This window comes from Pseudomonas sp. SWRI179, assembly GCF_014268705.1.
GTDB lineage: Bacteria > Pseudomonadota > Gammaproteobacteria > Pseudomonadales > Pseudomonadaceae > Aquipseudomonas > Aquipseudomonas zanjanensis.
The window spans coordinates 1-17070 of the sequence record NZ_JABWRA010000044.1; the positions used below are offsets into that span (position 1 = coordinate 1).

General features: G+C 62.0%; 11 protein-coding genes. 8 read left to right on the plus strand and 3 right to left on the minus strand.

Annotated features, from left to right (window positions below):
* The first annotated feature begins 192 nt into the window (after positions 1 to 192).
* The 6 genes from recC to HU767_RS21960 all read left to right on the plus strand — a co-directional run bounded on the left by recC (position 193) and on the right by HU767_RS21960 (position 11904).
* Positions 193 to 3645 (plus strand): exodeoxyribonuclease V subunit gamma, encoded by a 3453-nt coding sequence (gene recC / locus HU767_RS21935; RefSeq protein ID WP_186730450.1) that lies wholly within the window; start codon positions 193 to 195, stop codon positions 3643 to 3645.
* On the plus strand, positions 3642 to 7331 hold the full coding sequence (gene recB, locus HU767_RS21940; protein ID WP_186730451.1) for an exodeoxyribonuclease V subunit beta: 3690 nt from the start codon (positions 3642 to 3644) through the stop codon (positions 7329 to 7331). The genes recC and recB overlap by 4 nt, the downstream gene beginning before the upstream one ends.
* Positions 7328 to 9418 (plus strand): exodeoxyribonuclease V subunit alpha, encoded by a 2091-nt coding sequence (recD, locus tag HU767_RS21945; RefSeq protein ID WP_186730452.1) that lies wholly within the window; start codon positions 7328 to 7330, stop codon positions 9416 to 9418. The genes recB and recD overlap by 4 nt, the downstream gene beginning before the upstream one ends.
* A 138-nt stretch (positions 9419 to 9556) precedes the next feature.
* The gene (locus HU767_RS21950) at positions 9557 to 10132 is read left to right on the plus strand and encodes a YfiR family protein (RefSeq protein WP_186730453.1); all 576 of its coding nucleotides are present in this window, start codon (positions 9557 to 9559) and stop codon (positions 10130 to 10132) included.
* The gene (locus HU767_RS21955; protein ID WP_186730454.1) at positions 10129 to 11397 is read left to right on the plus strand and encodes a diguanylate cyclase; all 1269 of its coding nucleotides are present in this window, start codon (positions 10129 to 10131) and stop codon (positions 11395 to 11397) included. The genes HU767_RS21950 and HU767_RS21955 overlap by 4 nt, the downstream gene beginning before the upstream one ends.
* Before the next feature lie 3 nt (positions 11398 to 11400).
* Positions 11401 to 11904, plus strand: a complete 504-nt coding sequence (locus HU767_RS21960) for an OmpA family protein (RefSeq protein WP_186705930.1) — start codon at positions 11401 to 11403, stop codon at positions 11902 to 11904.
* On the opposite strand, the gene HU767_RS21965 is transcribed toward HU767_RS21960, so the two are convergent.
* Entirely contained in the window at positions 11901 to 12848 is a 948-nt protein-coding gene (locus HU767_RS21965) for a LysR family transcriptional regulator (protein ID WP_186730455.1), read from the minus strand. The two genes, HU767_RS21960 and HU767_RS21965, sit on opposite strands and share 4 nt — an antisense overlap.
* 140 nt (positions 12849 to 12988) lie before the next feature.
* Here HU767_RS21965 and HU767_RS21970 point away from each other — a divergent pair, with 140 nt between their 5' ends.
* Together HU767_RS21970 and mmsB are read left to right on the plus strand one after the other, a co-directional pair.
* Entirely contained in the window at positions 12989 to 14515 is a 1527-nt protein-coding gene (locus tag HU767_RS21970; protein ID WP_186705932.1) for a CoA-acylating methylmalonate-semialdehyde dehydrogenase, read from the plus strand.
* 10 nt (positions 14516 to 14525) lie between these two features.
* Positions 14526 to 15413, plus strand: a complete 888-nt coding sequence (gene mmsB / locus HU767_RS21975; RefSeq protein ID WP_053118202.1) for a 3-hydroxyisobutyrate dehydrogenase — start codon at positions 14526 to 14528, stop codon at positions 15411 to 15413.
* Between the two features lie 191 nt (positions 15414 to 15604).
* On the opposite strand, the gene HU767_RS21980 is transcribed toward mmsB, so the two are convergent.
* Positions 15605 to 15949 carry a cupin domain-containing protein gene (locus tag HU767_RS21980; protein ID WP_060739285.1) on the minus strand — a complete coding sequence of 115 codons (345 nt, stop codon included), beginning with the start codon at positions 15947 to 15949 and terminating at the stop codon, positions 15605 to 15607.
* Between the two features lie 97 nt (positions 15950 to 16046).
* A complete protein-coding gene (locus tag HU767_RS21985; RefSeq protein ID WP_186730456.1) occupies positions 16047 to 16928 on the minus strand; it encodes a LysR substrate-binding domain-containing protein in 882 nt (293 codons plus the stop codon).
* Between the last annotated feature and the right edge of the window lie 142 nt (positions 16929 to 17070).

Here is a 17070-nt window from a genome sequence, read left to right on the forward strand (position 1 = left end):
TGGGGTTTCCCCATGTGAGAGTAGGTCATCGTCAAGATTAAATTCCGAAACCCCTATCTGCTGATGCAGGTAGGGGTTTTGTTTTGCCCGCAGGAAAGTTCTTACGACAAGCTCGGACTGCTCCCGGCTGTCACAGTCCCCCGACAGTGCTAAGGTTCTGCCCTAGCTTTTGCATTTTCAAGGATGCCTTTCATGCCGGACGCAACGTCCCTCAGCCCTGCTTTCATGGTGGTTCACGGGAATCGCCTTGATGAATTGCGCAGCCTGGTGATCAGCCTGATGCGGCGCTATCCGCTGGCTCCCCTTGAAAATGAAATCGCGCTGGTACAGAGCAATGGTATTGCCCAATGGCTCAAGCTCGCACTGGCTGAAGACCCGGAAGATGATGATTCTGGCGGCTGCGGTATCGCGGCGGCTATTGATGTGCAACTGCCAGGCAGCTTCATGTGGCAGCTCTATCGAATGGTCCTGGGGCGTGATGAGATTCCGGCCAAGTCGCTGCTGGACAAGGCTCCGCTAACCTGGCGCCTGATGCGCCTGCTGCCGCAGCTGATCGAGCAGCCGCATTTCGAACCTCTACGACGATTCCTTACCCACGACACCGACTTGCGCAAGCGCTATCAACTGTCCGAGCGCCTTGCCGATCTGTTCGACCAATACCAGGTGTACCGGGCCGACTGGCTTGAGGACTGGGCTGAGGGTCGACACCAGACTCGAAATGTCCGAGGTGAAATCAAGCCGCTCGCGCCGGCGAATTGCTGGCAAGCGGAACTGTGGCGAGCCTTGTTGCTGGATGTGGGGGAACAAGGCATGGCGCAAAGCCGCGCAGGCGTCCACCAGCGCTATATCGAACGTATCACCAACCTGGAAGCAGCTCCGAAAGGCTTGCCCGCGCGAGTCATCGTGTTCGGTATTTCCTCGTTGCCTGCCCAAGTCCTCGAGGCGCTCGCCGGTCTTTCCCGGTTCAGCCAGGTTCTACTCTGCGTGCATAACCCGTGTCGCCACCATTGGGCGGACATCGTTGCCGACAAGGACTTGCTACGTCATCAATACAAGCGCCAAGCACGCAAGACCGGCATGCCCGCCGTCCTCGATCCACAAATCCTGCATCAACATGCCCATCCGTTATTGGCCGCCTGGGGCAAGCAGGGGCGCGACTATATCAACCTGCTCGACAGCTACGATGACCCCAACAGCTATCGCGCGGTATTTCGCGATGGGCGCATCGACCTGTTCACTGACGGGACCGCGACGACCCTTCTCAGCCAGTTGCAGGATGACATCCTGGAACTCCGCCCCTTGAATGAAACACGGGAGCACTGGCCCGTCGTCGACACGGAACGAGACGGCTCGATCCGTTTTCATGTGGCCCACGGCGCCCAGCGTGAAGTGGAAATTCTCCATGACCAGTTGCTGGCCCATTTCAGTGCGGATCCGACATTGCGCCCACGGGATATCATCGTCATGGTCCCGGACATCGACAGCTATGCGCCACACATTCGCGCGGTGTTCGGCCAGCTCGACAGAAGTGACCCGCGTTTCATTCCATTCACGCTGACCGACCAGGGCCAGCGCGGACGTGATCCACTGCTGATCGCCGTCGAGCATTTGCTCAAGCTGCCGGACAGTCGTTTCCCAGTCAGCGAAATCCTCGATCTGCTGGATGTCCCGGCGTTGCGCGAACGGTTTGGTATTGATGAGGCCGACCTGCCGACATTGCATCGCTGGATCGAAGGGGCGGGAATTCGCTGGGGAATGAGTGCCGAACACCGCGCCGGGTTGGGCTTGCCCGCTGAGCTTGAGCAGAACAGCTGGCATTTCGGCTTGCGGCGCATGTTGCTGGGGTACGCTGTCGGCAGCTCGCAGGCCTATGACGGCATCGAGCCCTATGACGAGATCGGTGGCCTGGACGCGGCGCTGATCGGTCCGCTGGTTGCTTTGCTGGATGCCTTGGAAGTCGCCCACCAGGAACTCACCCAGCCAGCCTCGCCGCAGCAATGGGGTTCGCGTCTGCACGATCTGATGCAGTTATTCTTCCAGGCGAGTAACGAGCATGACGACTATCTGCTGGCGCAACTCGAGGACTTGCGTGAAACCTGGCTGGAAACCTGTGAGTCGGTAGGGCTGCACGATGAACTGCCGCTGACGGTGGTACGTGAAGCGTGGTTGGCCGGGCTGGATCAAGGGCGACTGTCCCAACGCTTCCTGGCCGGAGCCGTCAATTTCTGCACCTTGATGCCAATGCGTGCGATCCCCTTCAAGCTGGTGTGCCTGCTGGGGATGAATGATGGTGATTACCCAAGAGCCCAACCGCCTTTGGATTTCGATCTGATGGGCGGCGATTATCGCCCGGGCGATCGTTCTCGCCGTGAGGACGACCGTTACCTGTTGTTGGAAGCGCTGCTCTCGGCCCGGGAAAAGCTCTATATCAGTTGGGTGGGACGCAGTATCCGCGATAACAGCGAGCGGCCGGCATCGGTATTGATCGGCCAACTGCGCGATCACCTCGCCAATGGCTGGCGGTTGGCCGATGACAGCAAGCCTCTCCTCGATGCCCTGACTCAGGAGCATCCGCTGCAACCGTTCAGCGCTCGTTATTTCCATCAAGGAGACGAGCTGTTCAGTTACGCGAGCGAATGGCGAATGCTCCACGACATCTCCGATGACACTGACAAAACCCAGGTGCTGGAACCCTACGTCCAGGAGGAGCCCTTGGGCCTCGGTCAGTTGCAGGACTTCCTGCGCAACCCCGTCCGCCATTTCTTCAGCCAGCGGCTGAAAGTGTTCTTCGACGCCATCGAGGCCCCCCTGGCCGATGACGAACCTTTCGTGCTCGACGCGCTGCAACGCTACACCCTGAGCGACAGCCTGCTCGAGGCCGCCCTGATACGCCTGGACCAGCCGGACCTGGCCTTGGCCGCCCATGCCCAGAGGCTCCAGAACAGCGGGCTGTTGCCGATGGCCGGGTTCGGTGAGTGCATGCAGCGCGAATTGATCGAACCCTTGCCGGATCTGCTCCAGCGCTACCAACAGCTTCTGGCGTTGTGGCCCACACCGCTGACCAGTGCTGTGCCGGTCAGCCTGCAATTGCAGGGAGTGAGTGTCGAAGGGTGGCTCAGTGGCCTGCACCAACGCTCCGACGGTTCGGTTCTCGCCATCACCGCCATACCCAACAGCATCGGCTCCACCAAGACCCGCAAGTGGCATCGCCTGATACGGCCCTGGGTCAATCATCTCGTGGCCTGCGCTAACGGCTTGTCGTTGACCACGGCGCTGGTGGCCAGTGATGACAGCTTGCTGTTGTCACCTTTTGAAGAGCCCGTCGCACAAAAAATGCTTGGCGACCTATTGCAGGCTTGGCAGGCCGGTATGCGCCAGCCGCTACCGATCGCGGTGAAGACGGCGTTCGCCTGGCTCGGCCAGAGTGATCTGCTCAAGGCCGAAGCCGCGGCGCGCAAAGCCTATGAGGGCGACGGACAGACGTTCGAGGGCGAGCGGCGGGAAAACCCGGCCTTGGCTCGACAGTTTCCTGATTTCGCAGGCTTGATGGCTGACGAAACATTCCCCGACTGGTGCGATGCGCTTTACCGACCATTGCTCGAAGCCCCGTGGCGTTCATTGGTCAGCGAGGAGGCCCGTTCATGAGTCAGCAGGCACCATTGGCCCTGGCTTTCCCGCTGCGGGGTAGCCAACTGATCGAGGCCAGCGCCGGTACCGGCAAGACCTTCACCATTTCGGCGCTGTACCTGCGCCTGGTGTTAGGGCACGGCGGTTCGGCGTCCGGTTTTGGCCGCGAACTGCTTCCGCCGCAAATCCTGGTCGTGACCTTTACGGACGCCGCCACCAAGGAGTTGCGTGAACGAATTCGCACCCGTCTGGCCGAAGCCGCACGTTTCTTTCGCGATGAGATTCCAGCTCCGGATTTACTGATCGGCGCATTGCGCGATGAATTCAGTGCTGAGCAATGGCCTGGCTGTGCGAATCGACTGGACATCGCCGCGCAGTGGATGGACGAAGCGGCCGTCTCGACCATCCATAGCTGGTGCCAGCGCATGTTGCGTGAGCATGCCTTCGACAGCGGCAGCCTGTTCACCCAGACCCTGGAAACCGACCACAGCGAATTGCTGGGCGAGGTATTGCGCGATTATTGGCGGTTGTTCTGCTATTCGATGCAAGGCGAGGCGCTGAATTGGGTGCGTACCCATTGGGGAGGTCCAGCGGCGCTGTTGCCACGGGTGAGGGGGTTGTTTTCCAGCGAGCCTGGCAACGCTGACGGGCTTGAGCCTGCCGAGCTAATCGCCGCCTCGTTGCAGGAGCGTAGTGCCGCCTTGCTCGATCTCAAGGCGCCGTGGCGGCAATGGGCAGTGGAGCTGTTGGAGATCTGCCAGCAAGGCGTCGCCAGCAAGTCTGTTGATGGACGCAAGATGCAGGCGCGTTACTTCGAGCCGTGGTTTCAGAAAATCACCGCCTGGGTCGATGACGAAAGCCATGAGCTGCTGGATATCGGCACCGGGTTCACGCGCCTGACGCCCGAGGGCATGGCCGAAGCCTGGAAAGGCGAAGTGCCCAACCATCCCGGGCTGGAGGCCATGGCCGGTCTCAAGGCCAGCCTGGATGCGTTGCCCACACCTGATGCCGCCGTGCTGCAGCATGCCGCGCAATGGGTCGGGGCGCGTTTCGAAGCGGAGAAACGTCGCCGCGCCGAAATGGGTTTCGACGATATGCTGCTGCGTCTCGACGCGGCGTTGCAGGCCGACGGGGGCGAGCGCCTGGCGAGCCTGATCCGCGAGCAGTTTCCGGTGGCGCTGATCGATGAGTTCCAGGATACCGACCCGGTTCAGTACCGGATCTTCGAAAGTATCTACCGTATTGAAGACAACGACCCCGGGACCGGACTTTTCCTGATCGGCGATCCGAAGCAAGCGATCTACGCCTTTCGCGGTGCCGACATCTACACCTACCTGCGTGCTCGCGAGGCCACGGCCGGCAGGTTGCATACGCTGGGCACGAACTTCCGTTCCAGCCATGCCATGGTGGGGGCGGTCAACCATATTTTCCAGAAGGCCGAGTCCCGCCCGAAGGGGCGTGGGGCTTTTCTGTTCCGTGAGCCTTCGGGCGAGAACCCGGTGCCGTTCCTGTCCGTTGAGTCCCAGGGGCGCAACGAGTCCCTGCAGATGGCAGGACACACCGTTGCGGCACTGAACATCTGGCACCTGTCGTCGGACCAGCCGCTCTCCGGTGCGGTGTATCGGCAATCCATGGCAGCCGCCTGCGCCAGTGAAATCACGGCATTGCTCAACGGTGGGCAGTCGGGGCGCGACGGCTTCACCGTCGATGGCGAAACGCTGCGCGGGTTGCGCCCGGCGGATATCGCTATCCTGGTGCGCGACGGTAAAGAGGCGCAGGCCGTGCGCGACGAGTTGTCCACGCGGGGCGTGCGCAGTGTCTATCTCTCCGACAAGGATTCGGTCTTTGCTTCGCAAGAGGCGCGGGATTTGCTGACCTGGCTCAAGGCCTGCGCCGAGCCGGATGTGGAGCGACCGCTACGGGCAGCGCTGGCCAGCATCACGTTGAACCTGCCGCTGACGGAGCTGGAGCGTCTCAATCAGGATGAACTGGCCTGGGAAGCCCGGGTCATGCAGTTTCGCGGTTATCGCACAGTCTGGCGCAGCCAGGGCGTGCTGCCGATGTTGCGGCGCTTGCTGCATGATTTCGAATTGCCCCAGGCCCTGATGACGCGCAGCGATGGCGAGCGGGTGCTGACCAACTTGCTGCACCTTTGCGAACTGTTGCAGCAGGCCGCTGGCGAGCTGGATGGCGAACAAGCCTTGATCCGGCATTTGTCCGAGCACCTGGCCTTGTCCGGACAGGCGGGAGAAGAGCAGATCCTGCGCCTGGAAAGCGATGAGCAGTTGGTCAAGGTGGTCACGATCCACAAGTCCAAGGGGCTTGAATATCCGTTGGTTTTCCTGCCCTTCATCTGCTCGACGAAACCGGTGGATGGCAGTCGATTGCCGTTGCATTACCACGACGAGGCCAACAAGGCGCAGATCAGCCTCAAGCCCACCGCCGAATTGATCGCCAAGGCCGATGACGAGCGACTGGCGGAGGATCTGCGGCTGCTCTACGTGGCACTGACCCGCGCACAACATGCCTGCTGGCTGGGTGTCGCGGACCTCAAGCGGGGCAATAACAACAGCTCGATCCTGCATGTGTCCGCGCTGGGTTATCTATTGGGCGGTGGTGCGCCGTTGACCGATTCGGTGGAGCTGAGGCGTTGGCTGGAAGACCTGCAACACGGCAGCGTCGCGGTGAACTGCCAGCCCATGCCCGAAGCTACTGACGAGCACTATCGACCGCCACGCAACGACGCGGTGTTACTCGAGCCCTTGGTGCCCTTGCGAAAAGCCAGCGAAAATTGGTGGATCGCCTCCTACAGCGCCTTGCGCATCGGCGAAAGCCTGAGCGAAGGCAGCGATACCGCGCCGGAGAATCCACAGGCCCAGAAACTGTTCGACGATGAGCGTCTTGACCCGGACGCGCCCAGGGAGACCATCGCCGTCGGTGGCGACATACACCGTTTTCCCCGCGGCCCCGGTCCCGGCACTTTCCTCCATGGCTTGCTGGAGTGGGCTGCCGGGGAAGGATTTTCATCCGCGCCGGCAGATATCGAGGATGCCATTGCCCGACGCTGCAATCGCCGAGGTTGGAAAGGCTGGATCTCCACGCTGAGCGACTGGCTGCAGCACTTGATCAAAATGCCCATGCCCGTCGGCAGCGACCAGGCGCCGGTGGTGCTCGAACAATTGACCCGGTTCCAGGTCGAGATGGAGTTCTGGTTCGCCAGCCACAAGGTCGATGTGCAAAAGCTCGATCAACTGGTTTGCCGGTTCACCCATGGCGGTGTCGCCCGCGTCGCGGCGGAGCCGGTGCTGCTCAACGGCATGTTCAAGGGGTTCATCGATTTGACGTTCGAGCACGACGGCCGGTATTACGTGGCCGATTACAAGTCCAACTGGCTGGGTGTCGATGACATGGCCTACACCGTACAGGCCATGGAACAGTCGATCCTGGAGCATCGCTACGACCTGCAATACGTGCTGTACCTGTTGGCCCTGCATCGCCAGCTCAAGGCTCGGCTTCCCGATTATGACTACGACCGGCACGTCGGCGGCGCGCTGTACCTGTTCCTTCGTGGGACCCGCTCGACAAGCCAGGGCGTGTATTTCACCAAGCCGCCACGGGCCTTGATCGAACAGCTGGATCGGCTGTTCCAGGGCGCGCCAGAGCCCAAGGCTGAGCCGGCGTGGGTACAGGGAGAATTGCTATGAGTCGTTCCTTTGCCGACCTGCTGCCCAAGGCGTCCGACGATGAAAGCCTGGTTGACCTGGCCCCCTTGAGCCGGGCACAGGACCTGCTGTTGTTGCTGACGCGCTGGGTCGAGCGCGGCTGGCTGCGTGCCCTGGACAAGGCCTTCGTGGCGTTCCTCCATGAACTGGCGCCCGACGATGATCCATTGGTCCTGCTCGCCGCTGCGCTGACCAGCCATCAGTTGGGCCACGGGCACGTTTGCTTGGATATATTCGAGACCCTCAAGGAACCGGACTTTGCCCTGTCGCTGCCCCCCGAGGGTGATCCGCAGACAGGCGCGATGTTGCTGCCCTCGCAAATATTGCAGACGCTCGACGGCGCCCATTGGTGCAAGGCCCTGGCGTCCAGTCGGCTGGTGGCCTTGGCTGTGGACGAGAGCGAAGAGGCGCAGCAACGTCCCTTGGTACTGTCTGGCAAACGTCTTTATCTGCGTCGCTACTGGGGGTATGAACGGCGGATCGACGAGGCGTTGCGCCAACGGTTGATCGAGCAGGAAGCGGCGCCCGGTGACCTGCGCGAGCGTTTGGACGGGCTGTTCGGGCCGGCCAACGCCAGCGGCCCGATCGATTGGCAGAAACTGGCCTGCGCGCTAGCGACCCGCGGAGCCTTCAGCATCGTGACCGGCGGCCCGGGCACCGGCAAGACCACCACCGTTGTGCGTCTGCTGGCCCTGTTGCAGGCTCCGGCCGTCGAGGCCGGGAAGCCGCTGCGGATTCGCCTGGCTGCGCCCACGGGCAAGGCGGCGGCGCGCCTGACCGAGTCCATCAGCCAGCAGGTCCGAACCCTGGATGAGGCTGTGCGCGGCTGCATTCCCTGCGACGTCACGACGGTCCATCGATTGCTGGGCAGTCGTCCCGGCACTCGGCATTTTCGTCACCATGCAGGCAATCGCTTGCCGCTGGATGTGCTGGTGGTCGATGAAGCGTCGATGATCGACCTGGAGATGATGGCCAATCTGCTGGATGCACTGCCGGCCCATGCACGGTTGGTATTGCTGGGGGACAAGGACCAGTTGGCCTCGGTGGAAGCCGGTGCGGTGCTGGGGGATTTGTGTCGAGACGCCGAGGACGGCTGGTACAGCCCCCAGACCCGTGCCTGGCTGGAGTCGGTCAGTGGGGAAAACCTGGCGGCCAGTGACCTGCTGCAAGACCTCGACGGCACTCATCCCCTGGCACAGCAAGTGGTCATGCTCAGGCATTCCCGGCGCTTCGGCGAAGGCAGTGGGATCGGTCAGCTCGCTCGTTCGGTCAACCAGCAACAGCCGGAGAAAGCCCGCCAATTATTGGATAACGGGCAGTACGTCGATTTGTTTTCCTTGAAATTGGCGGGTGAACACGACACGAAGCTGGAAAAACTGTTACTCGACGGCAAGCCAGAAGGACCCAAGGGTTATCGGCATTACCTGAGCCTGCTGCGGCAGCGCCGTCCGGCCATTTCTCAGCCATTGGAAGATCGTTGCTGGGCCGATTGGGCCCGTGAGGTCCTGGCGGCCTTCGACGAATTCCAATTGCTTTGCGCGGTGCGCAAAGGCCCGTGGGGCGTCGAAGGACTGAACCAGCGAATCACCGCCGCATTGCTCAAGGCCCGCCTTATCGATAGCGATCACCAGTGGTACGAAGGCCGTCCGGTACTGATGACCCGTAACGACTATGGGCTGGGGTTGATGAACGGTGATATCGGCATTGCCCTCAAGCTCCCCGAGCGTGACGGGCCGGATGCCGGCAAGCAGGTCCTGCGGGTCGCTTTCCCGCGCAATGACGGCCAGGGCGGCGTACGTTTCGTCCTGCCCAGCCGCCTGAATGACGTGGAAACCGTGTATGCCATGACGGTGCACAAATCCCAGGGCTCGGAATTCACCCATACCGCGTTGATCCTTCCAGATGCGCTCAACCCGGTCTTGACCAAGGAATTGGTGTACACCGCCATTACCCGGGGCAAGCAATGGTTCAGCCTGATCGAACCGCGGGCGGGGGTCTTCGAAGAGGCGGTCGGGCGCAAGGTCAAGCGCTTGAGCGGTTTGATGCTGGCGTTGGAGCAGGCTGACTGAACCATCAGCTTTCAAGGATTCATGCCCTTGTGGCAACTTGGCCTGTTCCGCTCCCCAGCCTACGTAACACGCTGTCTCGCTGGCTTTTTGGCACTGTGCTATCGTTCCGGCACTTATCGTCTGGATCAAGAGATTTCCATGGAAGTGCCTGTAGGGGAGGCAGTGCGCAGCAAGGGCTGGGGGCATATTCTGCTTGCCGGCCTTTTGTGTCTGCTGTTGCCTGTCGCGGTTGCCCAGGAGCAGGCCACCACGACCCAGGCCGAACAGCGGGCCGAAGCGGTGACCCAAGTGGTCTTGGGCATTCTCAGCTATGCCCGCTGGCCTGTGGAACCCACCCAGTTGCAACTGTGCATCGTCGGGCCGACCCAATACACCGACGATCTGGTCAAGGGCACCACCCAGGCCACGGGGCGGCCGGTAATTGTGCAGCGGTTGTTGGCCGATCATCCCAATATCGCCATTGAGTGCAACGCGGTCTACGTCGGCAGGCTGACCAACGATGAGCACACCCGTCTGTTTGCGTCCTTGATCGGCAAGCCCGTGTTGAGCATCAGTGAGGGCGGCGACCAGTGCACCGTGGGTAGCCTGTTCTGCCTGCGGGTAGGTGATGAACAAGTGTCTTTCGAGGTCAACCTCGATTCCGTGGCACGCAGTGGCGTGCGCATCCATCCGAGTGTGCTGCAACTTTCCCGCCGCAGGTCCGCAACCCCATGAAGCAGAGCAAACCAAGGGTCCGTCCCACCCTGGGCTCGGTCATCGGTCGCGGTCATCTGATCGTCGCATTGGTGGCTATTTCCATGGCCAGTGTGTCCCTGACCTTGCTCGGGTTGTTGGCGCTGCGAGTCTATGCGGATCACAACCTGCACTTGATCGCTCGTTCGATCAACTACACCGTGGAAGCCGCCGTGGTCTTCGATGATTCGGCCGCGGCCACCGAGGCACTGGCCTTGATCGCCTCCACCGAGGAGGTCGCCGATGCCGAGGTGTTCAATGAACATGGCCGTCTGTTGGCGCGCTGGCAACGCCCGCAAACCGGCCTGTTGTCGGAACTGGAAGTGCACATTGCCAAGGCATTCCTGGAAAAGCCCATCAGCCTGCCGATCGTTCACCAAGGGCAGAACATCGGTCGCATCGTGTTGGCGGGACATGGCGGCAGCCTGTTGCGCTTTTTGCTCAGCGGTTTGGCGGGGATCATCCTGTGCACGGCGGTGAGCGCCTGGGTGGCGCTTTACCTGGCGCGGCGGCAGTTGCGGGCGATCACCGGGCCGCTGCGCAGCCTGGCCGAGGTGGCCCATGCGGCCCGCAGTGAACGAGCCTTGGACCGACGCGTGCCGCCGGCCGCCATCGCCGAACTGGATAATCTGGCCAATGACTTCAACGCACTGCTCGATGAACTGGAATCCTGGCAGACCCACCTGCAAAGCGAAAACGAAACCCTGGCCCACCAGGCCAGCCACGACAGCTTGACCGGCTTGCCGAACCGGGCATTTTTCGAGGGCCGGCTGATTCGCGCCTTGCGCAATGCCAGCAAGCTCAATGAACAAGTGGCCGTGCTGTACCTGGACAGTGATCGGTTCAAGGGCATCAATGACAATTTCGGCCACGCCGCCGGCGACGCGGTGCTGACGGCCGTGGCGACCCGGGTCCGGGCGCAGTTGCGCGAGGATGACTTGGTCGCGCGCTTGGGGGGCGACGAATTCGCCGTGCTGCTGGCGCCCTTGCACAAGGCCGAGGACGCCGAGCGGATCGCTGAAAAGATCATCGCCAGCATGGAAATGCCGATTCAATTGCCCGGCAACGCCTCCGTGTTGACCTCCCTCAGTATTGGCATTGCCGTTTACCCCGATGATGGTGCCACACCGGGCACCCTGCTCCACGCCGCCGATGCGGCCATGTATCAAGCCAAACGCCTCGCCCGAGGCGGTCAACATACGGCGGGGTCGGATCACTCCGTCGCTGATCTTCAAACCAGGAGCTGACTCGTGCGTTCATATCCCTCATTTTCCCTGCGCTGGTTCGCGGCGCTTTTCCTGCTTGCCGTCGTGGCCCTGAGCGGTTGCCAGACGGCACCGCCGAAAGGCCTGACCCCGGCGCAGATTGCCGTACTCAAGCAGCAAGGTTTCGAATTGACCGACGATGGCTGGGCCTTCGGTTTGTCGGGCAAGGTGCTGTTTGGCAGCGATGTGGAAAACCTCAATCCGGCCAGTACCGAAATCGTCGAGCGCATCGGCAAGGCGCTGCTGGGGGCGGGCATCGAGCGGGTACGCGTCGATGGTCATACCGACGCATCGGGCTCACAGGCCTACAACGAAGAACTGTCGAAGCGTCGGGCCGCGAGCGTGAGCAAGGTGCTGACCAGCGTTGGCATGCGCGAAGAGAATGTTCAATTGCGTGGCCTGGGCAGCAGCAAACCGGTCGCCTCCAACGACACCGCCAGCGGCCGCACCGAAAACCGCCGCGTCGCCATCGTGGTCATCGCCGACTAGTCGGCGAATACCATCTCCCGACTCTCACCCATCAGCAATGGCCGGTTCTGTTCAGTCACCTCGCGGATGTAATCCCACAACAGCGTAATTCGCTTGAGCTTGCGCAGGTCCTCCCGGCAGTACATCCAGAACTGCCGGGTGACGTTGATTTCCTCCGGCAGCACCGGCAACAGCCGTGGATCCTGGGCGGCGAGGAAGCAGGGCAGGATCGCGAGCGAGCGGCCTTGCTGCGCTGCCACGAATTGCGCGATCACGCTGGTGCTGCGCAGGTGGGCATTGGCGCCGGGCAGGACGTTGGCCAGGTAGAGCAACTCGGAACTGAACGCCAGGTCATCCACGTAGCTGATGAATGAGTGCCTGGCCAGGTCGGCCGGGCGCTGGATCGGTGGATGATTGTCCAGGTAAGACTGGGTGGCGTAGAGCTGCAGCCGGTAGTCGCACAATTTGCAGCATACATACGGGCCGTGTTCGGGACGTTCGAGGGCGATGACGATGTCGGCTTCGCGCTTGGACAGGCTGATGAAGTGTGGCAGCGGCAGGATGTCCACCGAGATGGCTGGGTAGGCATCGACGAAGTGGCTCAACTGCGGGGTGATGAAGAAGCTGCCAAAGCCTTCGGTGCAGCCCATGCGCACGTGGCCGGACAACGCGACGCCAGAGCCCGAGACCTGCTCGCAGGCCATGTGCAAAGTGCTTTCGATCGATTCGGCATAACCCAGCAGGCGCTGGCCTTCGGCCGTCAGGACAAAGCCGTTGGTCCGCGATTTCTCGAACAGCAGCGTGCCCAACGAGGCTTCCAGCGAGCTGATGCGTCGCGACACCGTGGTGTAGTCGACGGCCAGGCGCTTGGCGGCCGTGCTGGCCTTGCGGGTGCGGGCCACTTCGAGGAAAAACTTGAGGTCGTCCCAATTCAGCGACCCCAGGGAGGTGATGTTTTTTTGCATGATGGACCGGCTTTTATGTGCATTCTTATTAGAAGTTTGCACATCTATACTCCAAAAACCGTCTCATCACCAACCGTGCTCGCGCACCTTGGTCTTTGCTGAACCAGCGCTCTCTCATAAGAACAATCCCGGAGGCCAGCATGAACGTTTCCCTTACGCCCAGCGATACCACCCTGCAAACCGTCAGACTGCTGATCGATGGCGAGTGGGTCGAATCCCAATCCAGCGAATGGCACGACATCGTCAACCCGGCCACCCAGCAGGTGTTGGCGAAGGTTCCGTTCGCCACGGCCGCGGAAGTCGATGCCGCCATTGCCGCTGCCCAGCGTGCGTTCCAGACCTGGAAACTGACGCCCATCGGCGCGCGGATGCGCATCATGCTCAAGCTCCAGGCATTGATTCGCGAGCATTCCAAGCGCATCGCCGCAGTGCTCAGCGCCGAACAGGGCAAGACCATCGCTGACGCCGAGGGCGATATTTTCCGCGGCCTGGAAGTGGTCGAGCACGCCTGCTCCATCGGTACCCTGCAAATGGGCGAGTTCGCCGAGAACGTCGCCGGTGGCGTGGACACCTACACGCTGCGCCAGCCGATCGGCGTGTGTGCGGGCATTACGCCGTTCAACTTCCCGGCGATGATTCCGCTGTGGATGTTCCCGATGGCCATCGCCTGCGGCAACACGTTCGTGCTCAAGCCGTCGGAACAGGATCCGCTGTCGACCATGCTGCTGGTGGAGCTGGCCATCGAGGCCGGTGTACCGGCGGGTGTGCTCAACGTGGTGCACGGCGGCAAGGATGTGGTGGATGCGCTCTGCACCCACAAGGACATCAAGGCGGTTTCGTTCGTCGGCTCGACGGCGGTCGGTACCCACGTGTATGACCTGGCGGGTCGCCACGGCAAGCGCGTGCAGTCGATGATGGGCGCCAAGAACCACGCCGTGGTGCTGCCCGATGCCAATCGTGAACAAACCCTCAATGCTTTGGTGGGAGCTGGTTTCGGCGCGGCGGGCCAACGTTGCATGGCCACCTCCGTGGTGGTGATGGTGGGCGCGGCCAAGCAGTGGTTGCCGGAGCTCAAGGCCTTGGCGCAGAAGCTCAAGGTCAACGCCGGCAGCGAGCCGGGCACGGATGTCGGCCCGGTGATTTCCAAGCGGGCCAAGGCGCGGATCCTCGAGTTGATCGAGAGTGGCGTGAAGGAAGGGGCGAAGCTGGAGCTCGATGGCCGTGGCATCAGCGTGCCGGGCTTCGAGCAGGGCAACTTTGTCGGTCCGACCCTGTTTTCCGGCGTGACCACCGACATGCGCATCTACACCGAAGAAATCTTCGGGCCGGTGCTGGTGGTGTTGGAAGTCGACACCCTCGACCAGGCGATTGCCCTGGTCAACGCCAACCCATTCGGCAACGGCACGGGCCTGTTCACCCAGAGCGGTGCGGCGGCGCGCAAATTCCAGAGCGAAATCGACGTCGGCCAGGTGGGCATCAACATCCCGATTCCGGTGCCGGTGCCGTTCTTCAGCTTCACCGGTTCCCGCGGTTCGAAACTCGGCGACCTCGGCCCGTACGGCAAACAAGTGGTGCAGTTCTACACTCAGACCAAGACCGTGACCGCGCGCTGGTTCGATGACGACAGCGTCAATGACGGTGTGAACACCACGATCAATTTGCGTTAAGGAGCCGGACATGAACATCGCATTTATCGGCCTGGGCAACATGGGTGCCCCCATGGCGCGCAACCTGCTCAAGGCCGGCCATTCGCTGAACCTGTTTGACCTGAACCAAGCGGTACTGGCCGAACTGGCAGCATTGGGCGGTACCATCAGCGCCTCGCCGCGCGACGCGGCCCAGGGCGCGGCACTGGTCATCACCATGCTGCCGGCCGCCGCCCATGTGCGCAGTGTCTGGCTGGGTGAAGACGGTGTGCTGGCCGGCATCGCCGCCGGCACGCCGGCAGTGGATTGCAGCACCATCGATCCGCAAACCGCCCGTGACGTAGCGGCTGCCGCGGCGAAACAAGGCGTGGCGATGGCCGACGCGCCGGTCTCGGGCGGCACTGGCGGCGCGGCGGCGGGCACGTTGACCTTCATGGTCGGCGCCACGGCTGAGTTGTTTGCCACCTTGCAGCCGGTGCTGGCGCAAATGGGTCGTAACATTGTGCATTGTGGTGAAGTCGGTACCGGGCAGATCGCCAAGATCTGCAACAACCTGCTGCTGGGAATTTCCATGGTGGGCGTCAGCGAAGCCATGGCCCTGGGCGATGCCTTGGGGATCGACACCCAAGTGCTGGCCGGCATCATCAATAGCTCAACGGGCCGCTGCTGGAGTTCGGACACCTATAACCCATGGCCGGGTGTGATCGAAACGGCCCCGGCGTCCCGAGGCTATACGGGTGGCTTTGGCGCCGACCTGATGCTCAAGGACCTGGGCCTGGCGACCGAAGCCGCGCGGCAGGCCCATCAGCCGGTGGTGCTGGGGGCTGTGGCGCAACAGTTGTACCAGGCGATGAGCCAGCGGGGCGAGGGCGGCAAGGACTTTTCGGCGATTGTGAACAGCTATCGCAAGCCGCAATAAACCTGTGAATCGAGAGGCTTTTGTGGCGAGGGAGCTTGCTCCCGCTGGGCTGCGTAGCAGCCCTGTTTGTTGGCGGTTGCTGCGCAACCGAGCGGGAGCAAGCTCCCTCGCCACAGGGCAGTGCTGAAGCGGTGAAGTTTTCACGGTTGTTTTCCGAGAGACCACGTCGGGTGGTCTCTCGGTTTTTTGTTTCAGGCGAAGACGAAATATTTACGCACGGTCTCGACCACTTCCCAGGTGCCTTTCATGCCGGGTTCGATGACGAAAATATCACCGGCGCGCAGATGAATCGGCTCCAGACCTTCTGGGGTGATGATGCAGTAGCCTTCCTGGAAATGGCAGTACTCCCACTTCACATATTCCACATACCATTTGCCCGGTGTGCAGATCCAGGTGCCCATGATCTTGCTGCCGTCTTCGCTGGTGTAGGCGTTGAGGTTGACGGTGTGCGGGTCGCCTTCGAGTTTTTCCCATTTGCAGGCATCGAGTACGGGCAGCGGATGGGTGTCGCGCAGGACGGTGATGGGGGCAGTCATGTGAGCTCCGAAAGGGGCGGAAGAGAACAGGCACCCTAACGCGCGGCATGGGCGGATAGATGTCTGTAGTCGACATCGGGCTATCCAGAAACGCGCATCAATCGGCCAGATGCCGAGCCAGGGCCTTGGCGTAGGTGGGCAAACCTTCGAAGTTGCGGGCGCACAGCAGCAGCGCCCGGTGGGTCCAGGCCTCTTGCAGTGGGACGCATTGATACGATGGCTCGGTCGGTCGCCGATCGACGGCCGCCTTCGGCACGATGGCAATGCCTGCGCCATGGGTCACCATGCGAATCATCCCGTCGAAACCCTCGGCGCGAATGCGGATTTGCATGCGCGAGCCGATGTGCAGGGCCTGTTCTTCCAGGTGGATCGCCAGGGCGCTGGCGGCGTTCAGGCCGACGTAGTCGTGGCTGAGGGTTTCGCTGAAACGCACGGTTCGACCGTCAGCCAGGGGATGTCCGTTCGGTAGGATCAATACCAGCGGATCGTCGCGAAACGGCCAGGCCTGAAGGCCATCGGTGTCCACCGCGTCGGAAACGATCCCCAGGTCCGCCGCGCCCTCGCGCAGCGCATGGGTGATCCGTGAGCTGGGCAACTCCTGCAAGTCGATGTCGAGGTTGGGATGGGTCTTGAGAAAGCCGGCCAGCAGTTCGGGCAGGTATTCGGTCATGGCGCTGGTGTTGCACAGCAGCCGTACCCGGCCTTTGACCCCCTTGGCGTATTCGGCCAGGTCCTGTTGCAGGCGTTCGGCCTGTTGCAGCAGGAGCCGGGCGTGTTCGGCCAACGCCTTGCCAGCCGGCGTGGGCGATACGCCACGTCGTCCGCGTTCAAGCAGGTCGATGCCCAGGGACCCTTCCATGGCCCGGACTCGCGCACTGGCCGCGGCCAGGGACAAGTGGCTGCGGGCCGCACCGGCGGTGATGTTGCCGGTGTCGAGGATGTGCAGGTAGAGGCGCAGGTCGGTGAGGTCGAAGTGCATGGGCTGGTGATCCTGTCTCAAGTGTTGCGGTGTTTGGTGTGCCGCCTTCGCGAGCAAGCCCGCTCCCACAGGGAGAATGCATTTCAAACTGTGGGAGCGGGCTTGCTCGCGAAGGCGCCAGTAGCATGCACAAAATTTCCAG